The organism is Photobacterium pectinilyticum (genome assembly GCF_024357955.1).
Taxonomy (GTDB): domain Bacteria; phylum Pseudomonadota; class Gammaproteobacteria; order Enterobacterales; family Vibrionaceae; genus Photobacterium; species Photobacterium pectinilyticum.
Genome location: NZ_JANEYT010000018.1, coordinates 45546 through 61212 on the forward strand (window position 1 = coordinate 45546; position 15667 = coordinate 61212).

A 15667-nucleotide genomic window follows, 5' to 3' on the forward strand; every position below is an offset into this window, starting at 1 on the left:
CAACCAAGAGGTTTATTATGGATAAATACCAGATCAAAAATGGCTACCGCCTTCGAAAATTGATGGCTTGGTTTAATCAGCCACAACAATTCCAAGGCTCAAAAATTCATATTAACGCTCAATATCGCTTTTGTTTAACGCAGTCACTTGAACAAGCGGTAGCACTTATACATGATGATTATGCTAGCCAAGGCGTGCAGTGCAAGCTCATTGAAGAAGTTAGGCCAACCACTACAATCAATAGTGACTTAGCGCGTTTGTCAGATCCGGAAAAAAATGTACTTGGTTTCTTAGTTGGTGCTAATGTGATCAACCGATAAATTCATTCCCTGGATGAGAGTATTTATACCAGCTATTGTGGGTTTGTCTGCTTGCCTTTAGATCAATTGTGATGGAAGTTAGAAAGTTAAAATAGGGGTACTTTAACGCCCAATGGAGTTACCCCACCATGAATTTTGATACATCTACCCAAAAATGTATAGATGCAATCTTAGCTGTTTACCCAAAGGCGGTACGCGCAACGGCAAACAATATTCAAGTTGGCGATGTGCTTGTTAACCATATTAAAGTGCCAGCTCTGCTGATTACGAATGAGATTCTTAGTAGTGATGTAATGTCATTAGAATCACTGATAGATTCACTCACTAATTCGCCGTTCTACATTGTTGCTCGTACTCACAAGTGTTATGTCGATCCAAGGATGGTGAAATGATGATGGCAGCCCATGCAACAACAAAGATAGTGCAAGTTGAATATAACGGAATTGGCGACGAAGTAGTGGCAGTCATTACCTATAACAACTCAGGTTGGCTCATGGTTAACAGTTTCGCAGGAATTGAAGAAGATCAACTCGGTACACCAGTTGAAGCGGCCTTTGATAATTTTAAAGCGGCATTAATTGATCAGTATGGGCAACCAGAGAAAGTAACAATTAGTTATGGCGATTTAAGGGCTATCGATCACAGTCTTTGTATGGAGGATGTTGATCCGAACCTTATGCTTCAGGCATTTCTTACTGCTTTTAGTAAGCGGCACTGATGGTAATACGATGATATTACATTGGGAAAGCCGATCATATATCCCCTAAAAACTTCTTACGAAGGAATGCTAGAGCAAAGGTATTAAAAGATGAGAACGCTAATTTTAAACAGATCGAACAAACACGTTTCGGTGGTTCTAAAGCTGCCCTTGAATCGAAACATTCAATATTAACCGGCAAGTTAGAAAGTCTACACGGTGTATCGGTTAAATGTGATCCAATAGAAACATTGAGCTGGCATGATGGTGACATTAGTTTCCGTCAGACATACTACGTCCAAAAATTAGGGCGAAAAACAACCTGGAAGGACGTGTATCGTATCGTCAATTCTGTCAAAGCAGCTCATTACAGTTTCATTGATCAAGTACCAATAAATTAACTCTCGACTAGCGAAGGTGATTTGTCATGTTTTTCCAAGAAACGTATACAACAGTTGTTATTTCAACAAGCCATATTAGCGAAGAAGATTCAAAGCAGCTTGGCATTATTGCTGATGAAGAATGCTCATTGGTAGCAGGTCGAGATACAGGATTCTTCGTCAAACTATATCAAGAGCCGGAAGATAACTTTCGTGAAGTCTTTAGTGACAGTTTGAATGATCTGCTGACGGAAGCAGCAAGACAAGGTTTCCGTTGCATTGAGTTTGACCGCGATGCAGATAATTTAGCAGGCGCAAAAACTTTCCAATGGTGACTGATAAAAGGGGGTGATTCCATCCCCATTGTTTTTTATAGTGATATTGAGTTAAAAATAGGGAGAACAACCATGCTTGATTGGCGTGAGCTTGTGTTAATTTGGTCTTATAAAAGCCGGTTAGGAACTGAAAGGACTGTACCTCGCTGGTTTAGGCGGCTGATGAGCAAGTCTCAGTTGCACCGTATTTGGCTTCGCGGGTACACCGGATCATTTTTGCTACCTGTCATGGAAAGGTGCAAATAGAGCAGCTTTCATGGATAAGTCGCTTTTAGCTGGTGGCTAATGCGATTAACTTTTCTAGATCACAACGCTGAAAAGCTGGTTTAACCGTTGTGTCGATCACCTTATTAAACCATTGATGGAGCAGCTATTGTTCCAGTGTTACTAGATCAATTAGGTTTTGTTTTATAACGCTAAAATTTAATTATCCAATGTAATTCAATGGTTTACGTTATGAAAGTGCGTTGTTCTGATGCCTCAAAACTGGCTTACTGGCTGTCTCATGCAGCCAGTATTGCAAAAAAATCCACTAATCCTGCAACCGAGTTCATCGCAATTGGCGCAAACAACTCAGGCATGGCAGTGATTGGCCTTAATGATATTTCAAGCTATTACCGCTCTGTAGCGGCTGACCTTATTGAAGTAATGACCGATGGTTCTGTTGCGGTCAAGGCTGCCAAATTAATTGGCGCGGTCAAAACTTACGGTAAGCAAGCGGTGACTCTTGAAAAGAAGGATAACCATTTGTTGTTATCAAGTGGTCGAAGCCGCATACGGTGTGATGTGATGGACACAGACGATTTTCCGATCCCCGATCAACCAACTGAGAAAACAATCCAACTGACGGTGAACCTCAACTCCTTTAAATATGGCTTGGTCAAGGTTCGTGGGTGTATGCCGCAGACTGACGATGTGCGTACAGCCCTCAATGGTATCCATTTAAAAATCGAGCGTGGTTTAATGTCATTTATTGCTACAGATGGTCATAAAATATCGTGTATTAAGTTGCCTATTGATCCTGAGTTGAATCCCCACCTAAAAGCGGAGACACAAATTGCGATTACTATCCCTAAAAAAATCGTTAATGAGAGCTTGTGTAATTTGCAATCTGAGTCGGAAGAAATTGTCCTATCCATTTGTGATACCAGCCTTGCGGTGACAACAGGCAGTCTGAGGCTTACAGCCAAGCTCATAGACGATAATTATCCTGAGTTGTCCGGTGTAATGCCGAAAACATCACTCGGTAGCCTCATTGTCCATAAAAAGAGTTTTGGTCAATTGTTAGATCGGGTATCAGTCTCAATGAGTGATGTACGAGTACCAAGGCTCGGCCTTGATATAAATCCATCTGGCTTAATTACCTTTGAGGGTGGGGTCGGGACAGACATTGTTGTAACTGACGAGTATACCGCAGCGGTTGCCCAGCCAATTGTCATTGAGAACTTAGCAGACAAACTCCAAACCGCTTTTAACTATGGCTATCTGAAAACAGTTGTCTCGATGATAGATACCGATCAGGTTTTGCTCTCATTCGGCAAAACGGTAGTCAATAACAAAGAAATTAATCAGATCAGTGTGGTGGTATCGCCTGTGAGTGATGGATTGAATTACTACCAATTTAGCCTTGTTATACCAATGCGTTAGTCTAATTACAGCAACATCATTTAACAAAGGATGATATTGACACAATATACTACGTTAGATAATTTAAACTAATAAATTCAGCGCCTTGCAGGTCAAATAATGACCTGCTGAATACTATGAGTAGACGGAATGACTCACGATCAACTATCAAAAAATCTTTATATCCTGCAAAACAATATTAATACTGAGCTACAAGCCAAAAAGTTCGACATTGCAAAACACCGAGAAGAGAACGGCAGCGGTGGCGATGAAGTGGATGTAGCGAATAGCATTAACGACCTCAACCGTATTATTAGTGACGCAAATAAGCTAAAGGTTAAGCAACGCCAGATTCAGGCTGCGATTGGGAGAGCAGAGCATGGCGAATATGGACTGTGCATAGAATGTGGCGAGCAAATACCTGCTGGAAGGCTACTCTCTTTACCTCTAGCACTTCGCTGTGTTGATTGTGAAAGCCTACAACCATACCGATAAGCTCATTAATTTTTAAGATCGAGTTGTGGTAGGCCACCAGCCAAACCTCTAAGAAGCAGCTTTCATTGATCTGCGCTTCCAAAGTTTTTGGCGATCTCAAGTTCTGTCACGGCTGACGAGATCAACGTTCGAGGTGTGGCTGATTATTGTGATCAGGCAGAGCAACAAAGTTCGTAAGATCAGTCTTAGTTAAATGACACAACCATTTTTTACTGCACTTTTTGTTTGGCACAGTTTTAAGCTGTAGTTTTTGTTTTTTTAAGCAGCACTTTTTGTTTGGCACAGTTTTAAGCTGTAGTTTTTGTTTTTTTAAGAAGCACTTTTTGTTTTCAGAAAAGGATGGGATTTATGGAATGCTCCAAATATGTAACTGCTGCAAATGTATCATGCGCTACTCGCCATACTGACAACCGTAGAAATCGGCTCATAGAGATTGAAAAAACTCAACTTAATGCTGAGTACGGTGGTGAGCAAATTGCTCGTAATAAGATCAGGGAGAAATTGAATCAGCTTGGCTTTAACAGCCATTTTTCAGTAATCGAATGGCATGACAGTGAGAGATTAGTTTCACAACAACCGGGAGCTACTTACCTAGGCAGAAAGTAGTACCAGATAGATCCTTTAGTTCCTCATTAAGATGTGGCCAAGCGATGAGTGGAGTTGTCGATTGCATCATGCAAAAATTTCGACATCGTTAGATTAGATGTGCTGAAAAAAGCACGGTTAGTATGACAGATAACTAACCGTGCAAGAGGCTGGTGATGATTAATGGATTACTGTAGTGGATTCAAGTTCAGAACCCCCTTTTTTGCCTAATTGAGCAGTTTTTGTTTCTACTTTCTTTTTCTTTGGCAAATGTGGTAACCCAATGACATTACCGGAGTCGTTGCTGCTGTCTGGTGACGGGCTATCCGCTACAAGTTTGCTCAGGAATTTCGCTGCTATTAGTTTTTGCTCTTCACTCAGTTGCTGGCTAATTGACTCAATATCAACATCAATATCTTCATTGCCTTCAATGACTAAAGATTCACAAAGGCTATTGATGATTGATTTTTGCGTGTTGGTCACGTTTTGGAACGACACATTAAAACCATTGTCGTTAACGCTAACTGAGTAAGATGCAGCCGTTGAATTATGATCTAAATTAGTGTCTATTTCTGTTACATTACTTTCTCTTTGGCCGGAAGTAAGGCTTTCAATAACTTCATTTGAAATTTGAACGAGCTTTTCAATGATAGCTCCATTGATGGATTGAATAGGCACACTTACTTCATCAAGATCACTCAATTGCTCTTGATAAGCATCGAGTTTTCTCTTCTTCAGATCAAGGACCGCTTGTTTCTTATCGAGTTTAGCCTCGATCTTCTCACGTTCTTCTAATTCAACATCTAAAACTTTTGTTAGAGATGTAATCTTATCTATCGCCTTTTTATTTAGGCGCTCAGGAGCGACAGGTATTTTAGTGCCACGTGGATATAGTGATTCAGGTACTTGTTCTACCGGTACTTTGTAACTCTCATCTTCACTTAAACGTTGTTTATTATGTTTTACTAAATCCTCTAACTCTCTGATGAATGTGTGATTGTTAGAGATTACGTTATCAGCTTCTGAGAGTCTTAGATTCAGCTTATCAACTGTTTCGCGTAACTCTTTGAGAGGAAGTGCCAGTTTTTTTGATAGCTCAAGTGTCTTCTTTCTTTTCTTATGTTGAGATTTATTTTTATCGGTATAAAGCTCATGAGAAATAATGTCAGGGTCAACTTCGTCAAGAAAACGTTTCTTAAAAGCAATTCTTGCTGAGAGATCACCGGTGGCATCGAGCTTTCTGTAGATGTTGATCAGCTTCGCTAAGTTTGGTCTACCTAATGTAGTCGGGTCGGTAAAACAGATGTAGATTTCTTCAGGAAGCTTGGAGGCCAATACACCGACACGTACTACCGTATCAGAGATACCTTCAATCTTAGAGATTGCTACATAAGAATTGAATTGTTGACTGTCTATCCACTTAGCCCAAACCTCACCACGTTCAAGTAAGCTCAACTCTTTTGTCTTGCTTAGTGAGTTTGCAAAAACTTTAAGTTGTTCTTCAGGCGGTTTCTTGTTGGCGCGGAAGATGGTGTAGGGAAGGTTGTTCCTCAATGCGACTTGTAAACGACGAGAGCCATCAACAACGATAGTTTCGCCCGTGTTTTTATCGAGGTAACCCCAAGCTGGCATGATTTGGCCATGGGTTTTGATATCTTCTTCTATATCCGCGACTGCTAGTGTACTCGCGACATAGGTTTGATTTCGAGGATTGAGATCAGAGACATCAATAGCATTACCGAGCTGGTCAGGTTCGAGCGTGATCAAGTCGAACCAATACGGTTTGCCGTTTAGCGGCAGCTTGATAGTGGATTTTTCCTTCCCACTACTAACTGTGCTATTGCCGGTATGGTCATTAGCAGTTGATTCCGTCATAATTTCACCGAGTCGATTCTAAAATTTTATAACTTATGAAGTTATCCAACCACCGTTTTGATTTAATAATATATACGGATGGTTGATTTACGTTAGTTATACACTAAAACATACGTAGGATAAAGTTTAAAGTCAGTACGGTGTTACAAATGTTAATGCTCTGACACACATACAAAATTTAAAATTGTACATGCAGGGCATAAACATATTTACTGACTATATATTCCGCAACTGTTGCATGTGTAACATAAATGTTTGCAAGAGGCGTGCAAGACGCTTCACCATAGTGTGATCCTAAGTCCATGAATTTTCTCAATCACTTAAATGTAGCTGGGTTTTGCAGTATTATTGACTATTATCTAAATAATCATGCTCTTATGAGGCTGCATGGAAAGCTATACATATTTTGGTCAGATAGTGATCATCGGTTATTTATCCTTCTTTTACTGTGCATACGTGCGTCAGAAAAGATTAAATATCTTTTTGGATATAATCAAAGGCCTTGCTGGTTATAAATTACACGCACTTGGAAGGGACGCGTTTGTTGACTTACAGACAAAGCAATTAATTTACTTTAGAAAATTGCGTTACCATAAAGTTTCTCTCACCAAGGTTAAAGTAGCTTCAACGCGATTAGAATACTCAGTCTTTGCTCTTCGCCCGATCAGGAAATTTACCTTTGAGTTTATAGACCAATCGCAACTAAATTTATCGTACTACGGAAAAAACGTTATTCTTTCTGAACAACTGTATTCTGTATTGGGAGAAAAGCTGTCAGGTACAATGTTCTCTAATCCTGCTTTACGTCTAAAATCCTAGACACTTCAAGATAAACAATGCTTGTTACTAATAAATTAATAAATTATTAATTCAAGGGTTCTGACTTGTAATTTCTAATTTATTCTGTAGACCAATTGAGATTGAAATTTAATTAATACTATGGAGCTACTTTTACAGCGGAGTAGCTAAAATGTTCACCGGCCAACAATCAACTAACCATGAAATTATCAACCAAGAACAACAACCTTTTCAAGGGGGTGAAAGCCTGATCTATCAGGCTATTTATGCCCAAGCAGGCTCTCTATCGAAAACGGTCGCAGAGACAGTCATGAATGCCTTTGATAGCAACTCCTCAGAGATTCACATCACGTTTGAACTAGATAGTCAATTCCGCATTTCTGATAATGGAACAGGTTTTGGTCAAGGACTTAGTAAGCCCGAGCGCAAGCAGTTCATCCTTGAAAAATATTGAGAATTAGGCTTTGATCACAGCCAGCATCAACGAAAAATTGGAACGTTCGGAATCGGTCGAAGTCAGCTGTGGAGTTTTGCGAGTTATGAAAATGAGGACACCAATCATAAGACCAGTTTTCTTTCGAATTATTCCAGATGTTGTATAGTTGCTGATTTATAACAAGTTATAAACCAAAGAGACAATCTACAGTGGAGGTAACATGTCAACCTTTTCTCTCATAATCGGTTATCTAATTTTCAGCGTATGCTTTCAGATTATTATGGAAAAAATATTTCCTTTTACTCGGCAAGATAGTCCTACAACAGTGCACAAACTGGCGTCGTCTATCTCTAAAACTGCAACGCCAGTTGGTCTATATTTTTTGATCATTGAGAAGACTGGTTTCATTAGCGAAGAAATAGTTCCCTTCGTGGCAGGTGCTTGGTACCTGCTGATTCTTGGAATACTGTCATACTTGTTAATGGCATATATTAGTAAGTCAATCAACGGTAAGTAAGTCAGGCTGAGGAGGTTGGCGATAAGGAATATGGTAAAACAAAAGGCTGGTCTAAATTGGGAAATCCTGAATACAGCGCCAGCCATGACTCTTAATTTGCTGCGATACAAAGCGGAAGAAGCCAGTAGCGAATTTGTTGAAGTGCCAACAAAACAAATTAAGCCAAGTCAAACCTGTCCAGACTGCGGAGCTAAGAAGAAAAAATCCTTAGCTGAACGCTGGCACTCATGCAAATGCGGCTGTGAGAAGCCCCGTGATGTAGCCAGTGCGCAAGTTAATTTAAACTGGGCGTTAGGTGTTCAGGCTGGGAACCAGCCTAAAAAGGCAGCTTAGGCTTTTTTTTGAAACTCCTTCAAAACGCGCAGCGTTTCGTTGGGAGTTGTTCATATAGCAATCACGGCGTAAACCCTAGCCAGAACAAGGGCAGTGAGTAGTCACCTGATTTATTTCTCTCAGGAAGCACACTTCGGCATCTGGATTTCACAGCATGTTCGAAATGAGGAAAACAGCTCAAAAATGGCATGTTAAGTGCCTTAATGGGGCGAAAAAAAGCTCATCACCTGATATCTGGAGGTGATGAGCTTTGTTTTATTGAGAGTCTTGATTAGCGATAGCCTGTATTTTCTGCCGCTGTCGGAACGTTGCATCAATAACATATGGATCAAAGGCGATTCCGCGTTGCGAGATCAGGAAATCAAAGGTCTCATCGACACTCCGCCTTCTCGAATAACTCGAATCCGTGGTGAGGGCGTCTATAACGTCCACTACGGCCATAATACGCGCCACGAGAGGAATATCATTACCTGATAGCTGGAGTGGGTAACCTGAGCCATCGTAGCGCTCATGGTGGTGTTTAACACAGTCTTTAAGAATTATGATAAACGGATTGGTGTTATGCGTCTCTAGGAAGCTAAAGAAGGTCTCGAAAGGGTTAAGTGTATGCTCTTTGACGTAGCTAAATTCTTGCGTGCTGAGCTTGCCAGGTTTATTCAACAGGTGATCTGGGATCTGTGATTTACCGATATCATGCAGACCACAACAACGTGGGATTAGGTCATAGTACTCTGGCCTGCGCTTGATGAGGTCTCTGTCATCATCGTGCATCGACGAGATGAGCATTTCATCTAAGATGATTCGGGTGTAAGCCATGCAGCGGCGAGTGTGGGCGTGGACTTGGTCCACAGTAACGTTTTCTGCAATAGCCGATAATCCGATCAACATATCCCATATAAACCCGTCCAGCTGTTTGAGGCTATTTGTTAGTTCAGCTTGGTCGGACTTGTTTATTTTAACGCCAAGTATTTGATGGTTGTTTGACATATAAATTCAAAGCCCAAATTAATAAAAATTTTTAGTTTTAAGCTAAATATTACTATAGCTTATCATCAGTCTTCTTAATTAATTATGCAAAATATATTCTGTATATTTTGCATAAAATGTATTCATTAAAAACTTATATTATGCTGTCAAGTATCTCAGCAGCCGTCATATCCTTTTTCACAGTGCTTGTTGCCTGTTTTTCACGTCTGGTAATATCCTCTTGCTTCATAATTTCATTGATTGCCTCAGATATTCCATAGCCATTATCACGATATTTATCGATGATCTTCAATTCATCCGGATCCGTAGTAAACATTAACTGCATGAAGCGAGGTACGTAGAGTCTTACCACCTCTCGGCCATTCGAACCACGGATAAATATCTCACTATACTCACCTTTTTTAGTGTGTAAGGATCGAAGTAGCTCAAAGTCAGTCGGTGTCCCGGTGAACTTGTTACTCGCTTCTGCCCGGGCAATATCTTCTGGTTCTTGTCGCAGCAAGATCTTCCATTGACTATTTGAAATAATCGCTTCGCCGACCGCTGAATTATAGAAGTCGTTGACACTCTGGCTAATAGCGATACCTCCAGAATTATATTTTCTGAATCTACGCCAACCAGCCTCAAGGAATGCTCTAATATGGTTTGAACCACCATCTGAGTCAGATAGGAACTCCCATGCCTCATCAAGAATAAATAGCTTGCGTCGATCTTTACCTGTTAAAAACATTTCATGTTGAATACATGATATACATTGTAAAAGTACAGCTCGTTGTAATAGTTTTTTACTTTTTAATTCCTCGAGCTCAAAGACAACGAAGTGCCCATCAAATGATAAAGGTGGGTTTTCATCTGAAAAGAATTCCCCATAACTGCCGCCTTTACACCAGCGCTTCAACTGGACGCCAATATCTTTCATCCGGATATCTTGGTGGTCAAGGCATGCATCACGAACCAGATCAATGGTGCCATCATTGCGGTACGACTCCCACACCGCTGTGATCACGTTATACAACTCTGCCGACTGGAACTGATCAAGCTCTGACTCAGGTGCTGCCATGTATGAGATAAGTGCAACGACCATATCGCCTTGCCCATCTTTCCCGCTGAATTCATGGATAGATTTGAACGGGTTTAAGCTATATTTGAAGTTTTCACCGAACTCGATGAATTTACCGCCAGATAGATCTGAAATCTTCTCGTAACTACGACCTACATCGATCACAAACACACGGCCACCATCATGTGGCTGGTGCATGTGGAGTGGTTTATCTTCACCTTCGCGGTACTCGATTTTACCACCACCTGAGTTGCCAGAAGAGATAACATTTGTCAGCAGGCCATTGATAAAAAATGATTTACCTGACCCTGATGCCGCTCCCACAATACAGTTGAAGTTACCATCAGAGGTGAAGGGATCGAAGTAGAACAGCTGACCTTCACGAGTGACAAGAGGATAAACCGGTTTCTGGAAGCCATTGCCTTTCCACGCACTAATGATAGGACACATATGCTTGAGAATAGAGCTAGGGAATTTACTGTATCGGCGCAGGTGTTTTTTCGCGGAAACGGTTTGGCCACCCGGCAATGAGGCTTTGAACAATGGCAGGCAGAAGAACCTGTCTTCAGTTAGTGCCCAGCGGGTACGTGCCCCATGGCTTTGAACCTTTTGTGAAATCCGCTCACCGTCTTTCTTGTCATTACAGAACAGCATTACCTGCAAGTATGCTTCAACAAACTGACCCGATTCCTTTTCTATTTGATCAAAGAAAATATCATAATCAGTCTTCTGCCAGCTTATCCGGTCAACCCACTGTGCAAAAGGTGTTTTGCTCATGTGGGACACGTAAGTACGGTTTTTGATGAAATCTTCTTTAGTCTTCTTTTGATCAGGGTAAGCAATATTCAACGTGATCATGAATGGACACCGGATCCCGGCTTGGCCCTTACGCCAGTCAACCATGAGGTCGTAGAGTTGGCCAAAGGTCATCACTTGAGGGTACTGGTTAACAGAAAGCAGTTTGACGTATTTCCCGTCTTTCTGTAGGCCTTTCTGGTCGGTGTTGCCCAGCTCAATGCCATCTTCATAAACACGGATAGCATTTCCTTTATCGAGCATCTGATCTCGGAGGAAGCGTGATGCATCAAATTCACCAGGTCTTTCACGCCATGAGGCATTTTTATTCCAGTTGTGGATGATCTTCATGCGGTGCAGGAACATCTCTGCATCCATTTGATCAGGTGCCATATGGATAGAGGTCAATACTTGCTGTAATGCACTCGACTTGTTAGTGAAGGTTTCGATTTCGCGTTCATTGGGCAAAACGCCGCGCGTCGGCATGGTGAACGTTACCCAGATCTCATGGTCACGAAGGAGCATTTCACTCTCTTCATTGATTGGCGTCTTTGACTTCTCTCGTAGGTATTCAAGGTTTGCTATCGCAACATCATCCAACATCTTCGATAACTTGGGATCTTTTGCCCGGCCACCACGGTTAGACTCATAGCGCTTTAGCATCCACTCGATGTCAGGTGAGGCAAACATACTGATCTGTAGGAAGGAGTCAGTAGGCATCTCGGTTTTGAAAAACTCTTCCAGGGCATTCTGGATTTCTTCGTTAACGCCATTCAATGGCTGACAGACAAAGCTTGTCATCAGAGATTTATTTTCTAGGATGAAGCCCTTGAGTTCAGGGATATACTCGAGATAGGGGAGGCTATCACCCCACATGTTCACATTGAGATCATGTGTTTGTTTGGTCATTACCATATGTTTATTTATCCTTCTACGGGCAACCCAATGACGGCTACCCGTGGCTTTTAGTTGGGGTGATTACTGCTGCGGCATCGGTGGCAGAATTCCTTCAAAGTTGAATTCTTGCTGCGGTCTGCGGGTACGGATTTCAAAGCCGTTTTCATCTACCTCAGTGTTACCGTTCACGATGTTGGCACTGCGAGACTTGGCACGGATGTTAACCGGAGTAATGCGGTTAGTATTCTCGGATGCGGAACGGCCAATTGCCCAGCTACGACGCTCAATCTCGATAAAGGATTGGGCTGGCATACGGAGGCGGTCTGCATTATCGACATAAGGAGCAATGGTTACGCGCAGAATATCAGGCGTATTTCTCACTGCTAGTGGATCAGCGGACGGCAGGTTGTTGAGCTCGTTGATATAGCGGCCATAAGCGGCTGCGCGTTCATACGGCGTTGGATAATGCTCATATGATGAATCTGGCAAGTCCGCTGAGTTTTTGGTATTACGGCTGCCTTTACCTTGTTCTTCCTGTTTACGCTTCTGAGCTGGGTTTAAGTTGACATCAGGGTTGTTGCGGTGCGCTTCCTCTTGAACCTCGGCCTTGGTCATACCTTCAAGGTGATCATAAGTATCTGTCGCTCCCCAAACCTCACGGGTACTTACACAACCAATACCATTTAGATCATCATCGCCACAATCGATAGGCGTCTCACCCACACCAATGCTGGAGCAACCAGCGAGGAAAAGTAGGCTTGCTGCAGTAAATGCTTGACGGGTAGTACGGTTGATCATTTTTTATCGCCTCCAAAAATTGCGTTGATGTCCAACTCAGCATGTTTCGGAGCCGGCAAGTTGTAGAGCTCTTCCATTGAGCGCGGTGAACCGGCGATAGCCGCTCCATCGTGACGGATGATGTAGGGGTAACGGGTGATATTGTAAAGGTGCGTTAGGGCGAAGGCGTCAGCGACTTTCGAGTGTTCACACGTCGGTAGCATCGGCATTCGGGTTTCTTCTGTTGAAGTATCCGGGTAGTCAGCATTCAATAGGCGCTCTTTGGCCTCAACACGGTCTTCCGCGCAGAATAAATTCACGGAAATTTCGTACACTGTCTGAGATACCGTGCCCATTAGAACCACATCGAACCGGTACTTGTCTTGGTTATCCTTGATTTGACTGAGTGTATCGAGGATTTCAGCATGGTTTGTTGGTGCCAGAAGGACGGTGAAGTCTGCTTTAGGCTTATCCGGACCATAAGTAAATACCGGTAGGTCAAAGTGATCGAGGTTATTGAGGTTAACGAGCCAGCTTTGGTTGGCGGCATCGAGGTTATCGACACGTTGCTGGTGGCGAAGGTCAAAGAGTTCGGCTCCATTGATAGCAAACCGCATGTCGGTATCAACCATCATCATAGTGCCGTTTTTGAGCTTCATCAGTACCCAGCCTTGGCTAGGTGGCAGCTTAGCAAACCATTCTGCGTTCTCAGCCATGGCTAAGAAGTTGGCGGTTTGGTTTTGGCCAGATTTGTTTGCAAAGGATGCAAGGGGATCATCATCAGCGATGACCTGAGTGCCTGCCGTTAGGGCAAGGGCAGCAATCATGGATTTAATTCGCATTAGTCGCTTCCTCAGGTAATACGTTAATAACCTCAGCCCATGCTCGACCGCCAAGTACGACTTTGCTATCTAAGATCAGGTAGCCGTTGTTGGAATACAGATCAACGGCACGTTCAACGACATTGATGCCGGTTAAACCGCTTGGATCAACTTCGTTCCAACGTTTTAACGTGGTATCGAAAGGCAAGATGGCAATCTTTGGTTGGGATTGCACAGACATATTCTCGATCAGGTTGATATTCTGCTGCACTTCATTGGTTAGCTGGTTGATGGTCATCGACTGGTAAACGTTGACAACAACGAGACCAAGGATAAAAACAGACGTTAGGCTAAACTTAGGAAGTGATTTCATTTTTGCTGATTTTACTGTGTTCATGACCCTTCCTCGTTGAAGTCCAATGTTGATAATGAAGTCACGTTGAAGTCCACGGAGATGCCCGGTAAAACCTGTAAAGTAGGTTGCATCTTGTCAGCTAAATCCATGTAATATTGAGCTAAACGGTCAAGTGCATCGCCAGCGCCTGCAATGGCGGCGGAACCAGTCAGGTTACGTAAATCATTTCCTGAAATCGCAAATACACCATCATCAGAGTTCACTTCAATACTTGTTTTACTAAGTACATCGGTTAAACCCTCTAAGAAGCCAGCAACAGCCGTTTTAGCCAGTAGCTCACCGTTACGTGATACCAAGGTTGCAGGGACACCGATTTGTCCATCACGACCAGAACTAATCGCTGTCAGGCGTGATTCAACATGGCGACCATCATCTCGTAGGCAACTGATATGCTCAGCACGGAAGACAACACGTGATGCTTCAATGACAGGTCGGCTCGATGCGATAATCACACACTCACGGACTTCATCACTTGAGAAGTAATTTGGCAGGATGGCTTCGCGCTTAACGCGCATCAGTGCTGGCATTGGATTATTTGAGCTTGAAGAGCCCGTTGGCACTTGCATACCGTTGATCAACGTACCTGAGATAATGGTACCGGCTGGAAGGTGCACGATGTTACGTTGCTTGTCTTCCGCTTCGACTGCTTGGCGAGCTTCTTCTTCTCTGGTTGCGCGTTGGTTTTCTTGTCGAGTTAATAGCTCTGCTTTTGCATCTGCTAGATCAGCGAAGACCTGACTGCGGTCGCGTGACTTCTGGTTCTCAAGGCTATTGTTCATCCGTAGGATTTGGCCAGTAGCTACACGGGAATCAACATTGCTGTTCATAATTCGGATGCCGGCCTGAACGTGTCCTGCTGCTACACTTTGCTCGGGGGTAGAAAGAACGTTGTCGTATTGTGAACTCTGATTACGAGGCGGTACATGGCGAGGTCGCCCTTGTGGAGCATCATTGGTGGATGCTGTCATGGCATCAATACCCACCTGAGACTCAAGTTCAGCGGCATTGTTGTTGTGATTGGAGCGTTCACTGTTAGAAGCCGCGATACCATCCATTTGCTTAAGCTTGATTTCCGTTTCACGCTGGATACGACGAAGCTCAAGCCTTAGGTCACTCATCTCCCGGGCCTGAATGTCTTGGCTACGTTGGATCTCTGCTTCACGTGCTGTAAGGTAGTGCTCTCGGTCGCGAAGCTCTTCCTGTAAGGTTGACATCAGATCTTCAGAACGCATATCCGATAGCTTAACCGCACCTTTGTTCGAGAAGACGGTTGTTGGTCGGCCTTTTTGGTCAAGCTCCATATCTGTATCAGTAAACTGAATACGATTACGCTGAACTGGCTTGCTGTCAGGCATGAGATCAGCAAACATGTAGAGACCACCAACGACGATAAGGCCAAGTAGTCCCATTCGTTTCTTTCGATCAGCCCAAAAACTATTCTCATCCACTTCTTTGTTTGCAGACTTTTGGACTAGGTTTCCAATTTTCTCTGAGATGTCATCAATAAATTTCATGAGC

Annotated in this window: 17 protein-coding genes; 10 read left to right on the forward strand and 7 right to left on the reverse strand. The window is 42.8% G+C overall.

Translation table 11 applies throughout. The features are described from left to right. The first annotated feature begins 17 nt into the window (after window positions 1–17). The 7 genes from NHN17_RS09990 to NHN17_RS10020 all read left to right on the forward strand — a co-directional run bounded on the left by NHN17_RS09990 (window position 18) and on the right by NHN17_RS10020 (window position 4459). Window positions 18–320: a hypothetical protein gene (locus tag NHN17_RS09990; RefSeq protein WP_255042259.1), complete on the forward strand. Its 303-nt coding sequence runs from the start codon at window positions 18–20 to the stop codon at window positions 318–320. A 128-nt stretch (window positions 321–448) separates the two neighbouring features. Next, the gene (locus NHN17_RS09995; RefSeq protein WP_255042261.1) at window positions 449–712 is read left to right on the forward strand and encodes a hypothetical protein; all 264 of its coding nucleotides are present in this window, start codon (window positions 449–451) and stop codon (window positions 710–712) included. Beyond that, window positions 709–1038 (forward strand): hypothetical protein, encoded by a 330-nt coding sequence (locus NHN17_RS10000; protein ID WP_255042262.1) that lies wholly within the window; start codon window positions 709–711, stop codon window positions 1036–1038. The genes NHN17_RS09995 and NHN17_RS10000 overlap by 4 nt, the downstream gene beginning before the upstream one ends. Before the next feature lie 406 nt (window positions 1039–1444). Beyond that, complete coding sequence (locus NHN17_RS10005) at window positions 1445–1732, forward strand: DUF5983 family protein (protein WP_255042264.1); 288 nt, start codon at window positions 1445–1447, stop codon at window positions 1730–1732. A 456-nt stretch (window positions 1733–2188) separates the two neighbouring features. Then, complete coding sequence (locus NHN17_RS10010; RefSeq protein WP_255042265.1) at window positions 2189–3379, forward strand: DNA polymerase III subunit beta; 1191 nt, start codon at window positions 2189–2191, stop codon at window positions 3377–3379. Between the two features lie 129 nt (window positions 3380–3508). Beyond that, window positions 3509–3853 (forward strand): TraR/DksA family transcriptional regulator, encoded by a 345-nt coding sequence (locus NHN17_RS10015; RefSeq protein WP_255042266.1) that lies wholly within the window; start codon window positions 3509–3511, stop codon window positions 3851–3853. 348 nt (window positions 3854–4201) lie between these two features. Continuing rightward, complete coding sequence (locus NHN17_RS10020) at window positions 4202–4459, forward strand: hypothetical protein (protein ID WP_255042267.1); 258 nt, start codon at window positions 4202–4204, stop codon at window positions 4457–4459. A gap of 159 nt (window positions 4460–4618) precedes the next feature. Here NHN17_RS10020 and NHN17_RS10025 read toward each other — a convergent pair whose 3' ends face one another. Continuing rightward, the gene (locus tag NHN17_RS10025; RefSeq protein ID WP_255042268.1) at window positions 4619–6313 is read right to left on the reverse strand and encodes a hypothetical protein; all 1695 of its coding nucleotides are present in this window, start codon (window positions 6311–6313) and stop codon (window positions 4619–4621) included. Window positions 6314–6700: 387 nt separating this feature from the next. Here NHN17_RS10025 and NHN17_RS10030 point away from each other — a divergent pair, with 387 nt between their 5' ends. The 3 genes from NHN17_RS10030 (at window position 6701) to NHN17_RS10040 (ending at window position 8397) form a co-directional block, all read left to right on the forward strand. Next, window positions 6701–7132 (forward strand): hypothetical protein, encoded by a 432-nt coding sequence (locus NHN17_RS10030; RefSeq protein WP_255042270.1) that lies wholly within the window; start codon window positions 6701–6703, stop codon window positions 7130–7132. 151 nt (window positions 7133–7283) lie between these two features. Further along, complete coding sequence (locus NHN17_RS10035) at window positions 7284–7565, forward strand: hypothetical protein (RefSeq protein WP_255042271.1); 282 nt, start codon at window positions 7284–7286, stop codon at window positions 7563–7565. Between the two features lie 529 nt (window positions 7566–8094). Then, window positions 8095–8397 carry a zinc ribbon domain-containing protein gene (locus NHN17_RS10040; protein WP_255042272.1) on the forward strand — a complete coding sequence of 101 codons (303 nt, stop codon included), beginning with the start codon at window positions 8095–8097 and terminating at the stop codon, window positions 8395–8397. 255 nt (window positions 8398–8652) lie between these two features. On the opposite strand, the gene NHN17_RS10045 is transcribed toward NHN17_RS10040, so the two are convergent. The 6 genes from NHN17_RS10045 to NHN17_RS10070 form a co-directional block, all read right to left on the reverse strand. Beyond that, window positions 8653–9384, reverse strand: a complete 732-nt coding sequence (locus tag NHN17_RS10045; RefSeq protein WP_255042274.1) for an HD-GYP domain-containing protein — start codon at window positions 9382–9384, stop codon at window positions 8653–8655. Between the two features lie 133 nt (window positions 9385–9517). Next, complete coding sequence (locus tag NHN17_RS10050) at window positions 9518–12154, reverse strand: TraC family protein (RefSeq protein WP_255042275.1); 2637 nt, start codon at window positions 12152–12154, stop codon at window positions 9518–9520. Between the two features lie 63 nt (window positions 12155–12217). Continuing rightward, entirely contained in the window at window positions 12218–12934 is a 717-nt protein-coding gene (locus tag NHN17_RS10055) for a TraV family lipoprotein (protein ID WP_255042277.1), read from the reverse strand. Continuing rightward, complete coding sequence (locus NHN17_RS10060; protein ID WP_255042278.1) at window positions 12931–13755, reverse strand: thioredoxin domain-containing protein; 825 nt, start codon at window positions 13753–13755, stop codon at window positions 12931–12933. The genes NHN17_RS10055 and NHN17_RS10060 overlap by 4 nt, the downstream gene beginning before the upstream one ends. Beyond that, the gene (locus tag NHN17_RS10065) at window positions 13745–14131 is read right to left on the reverse strand and encodes a hypothetical protein (protein ID WP_255042279.1); all 387 of its coding nucleotides are present in this window, start codon (window positions 14129–14131) and stop codon (window positions 13745–13747) included. Before NHN17_RS10065 ends, NHN17_RS10060 begins: the two co-directional genes overlap by 11 nt. Next, a complete protein-coding gene (locus NHN17_RS10070; protein ID WP_255042280.1) occupies window positions 14128–15663 on the reverse strand; it encodes a TraB/VirB10 family protein in 1536 nt (511 codons plus the stop codon). Before NHN17_RS10070 ends, NHN17_RS10065 begins: the two co-directional genes overlap by 4 nt. Window positions 15664–15667: the final 4 nt, after the last annotated feature.

Coding starts and splice junctions, on each gene's coding strand:
- NHN17_RS09990 (WP_255042259.1), top strand. CDS start 18: ATGGATAAATACCAGATCAAAAATGGCTACCGCCTTCGAAAATTGATG.
- NHN17_RS09995 (WP_255042261.1), top strand. CDS start 449: ATGAATTTTGATACATCTACCCAAAAATGTATAGATGCAATCTTAGCT.
- NHN17_RS10000 (WP_255042262.1), top strand. CDS start 709: ATGATGATGGCAGCCCATGCAACAACAAAGATAGTGCAAGTTGAATAT.
- NHN17_RS10005 (WP_255042264.1), top strand. CDS start 1,445: ATGTTTTTCCAAGAAACGTATACAACAGTTGTTATTTCAACAAGCCAT.
- NHN17_RS10010 (WP_255042265.1), top strand. CDS start 2,189: ATGAAAGTGCGTTGTTCTGATGCCTCAAAACTGGCTTACTGGCTGTCT.
- NHN17_RS10015 (WP_255042266.1), top strand. CDS start 3,509: ATGACTCACGATCAACTATCAAAAAATCTTTATATCCTGCAAAACAAT.
- NHN17_RS10020 (WP_255042267.1), top strand. CDS start 4,202: ATGGAATGCTCCAAATATGTAACTGCTGCAAATGTATCATGCGCTACT.
- NHN17_RS10025 (WP_255042268.1), bottom strand. CDS start 6,313: ATGACGGAATCAACTGCTAATGACCATACCGGCAATAGCACAGTTAGT.
- NHN17_RS10030 (WP_255042270.1), top strand. CDS start 6,701: ATGGAAAGCTATACATATTTTGGTCAGATAGTGATCATCGGTTATTTA.
- NHN17_RS10035 (WP_255042271.1), top strand. CDS start 7,284: ATGTTCACCGGCCAACAATCAACTAACCATGAAATTATCAACCAAGAA.
- NHN17_RS10040 (WP_255042272.1), top strand. CDS start 8,095: ATGGTAAAACAAAAGGCTGGTCTAAATTGGGAAATCCTGAATACAGCG.
- NHN17_RS10045 (WP_255042274.1), bottom strand. CDS start 9,384: ATGTCAAACAACCATCAAATACTTGGCGTTAAAATAAACAAGTCCGAC.
- NHN17_RS10050 (WP_255042275.1), bottom strand. CDS start 12,154: ATGGTAATGACCAAACAAACACATGATCTCAATGTGAACATGTGGGGT.
- NHN17_RS10055 (WP_255042277.1), bottom strand. CDS start 12,934: ATGATCAACCGTACTACCCGTCAAGCATTTACTGCAGCAAGCCTACTT.
- NHN17_RS10060 (WP_255042278.1), bottom strand. CDS start 13,755: ATGCGAATTAAATCCATGATTGCTGCCCTTGCCCTAACGGCAGGCACT.
- NHN17_RS10065 (WP_255042279.1), bottom strand. CDS start 14,131: ATGAACACAGTAAAATCAGCAAAAATGAAATCACTTCCTAAGTTTAGC.
- NHN17_RS10070 (WP_255042280.1), bottom strand. CDS start 15,663: ATGAAATTTATTGATGACATCTCAGAGAAAATTGGAAACCTAGTCCAA.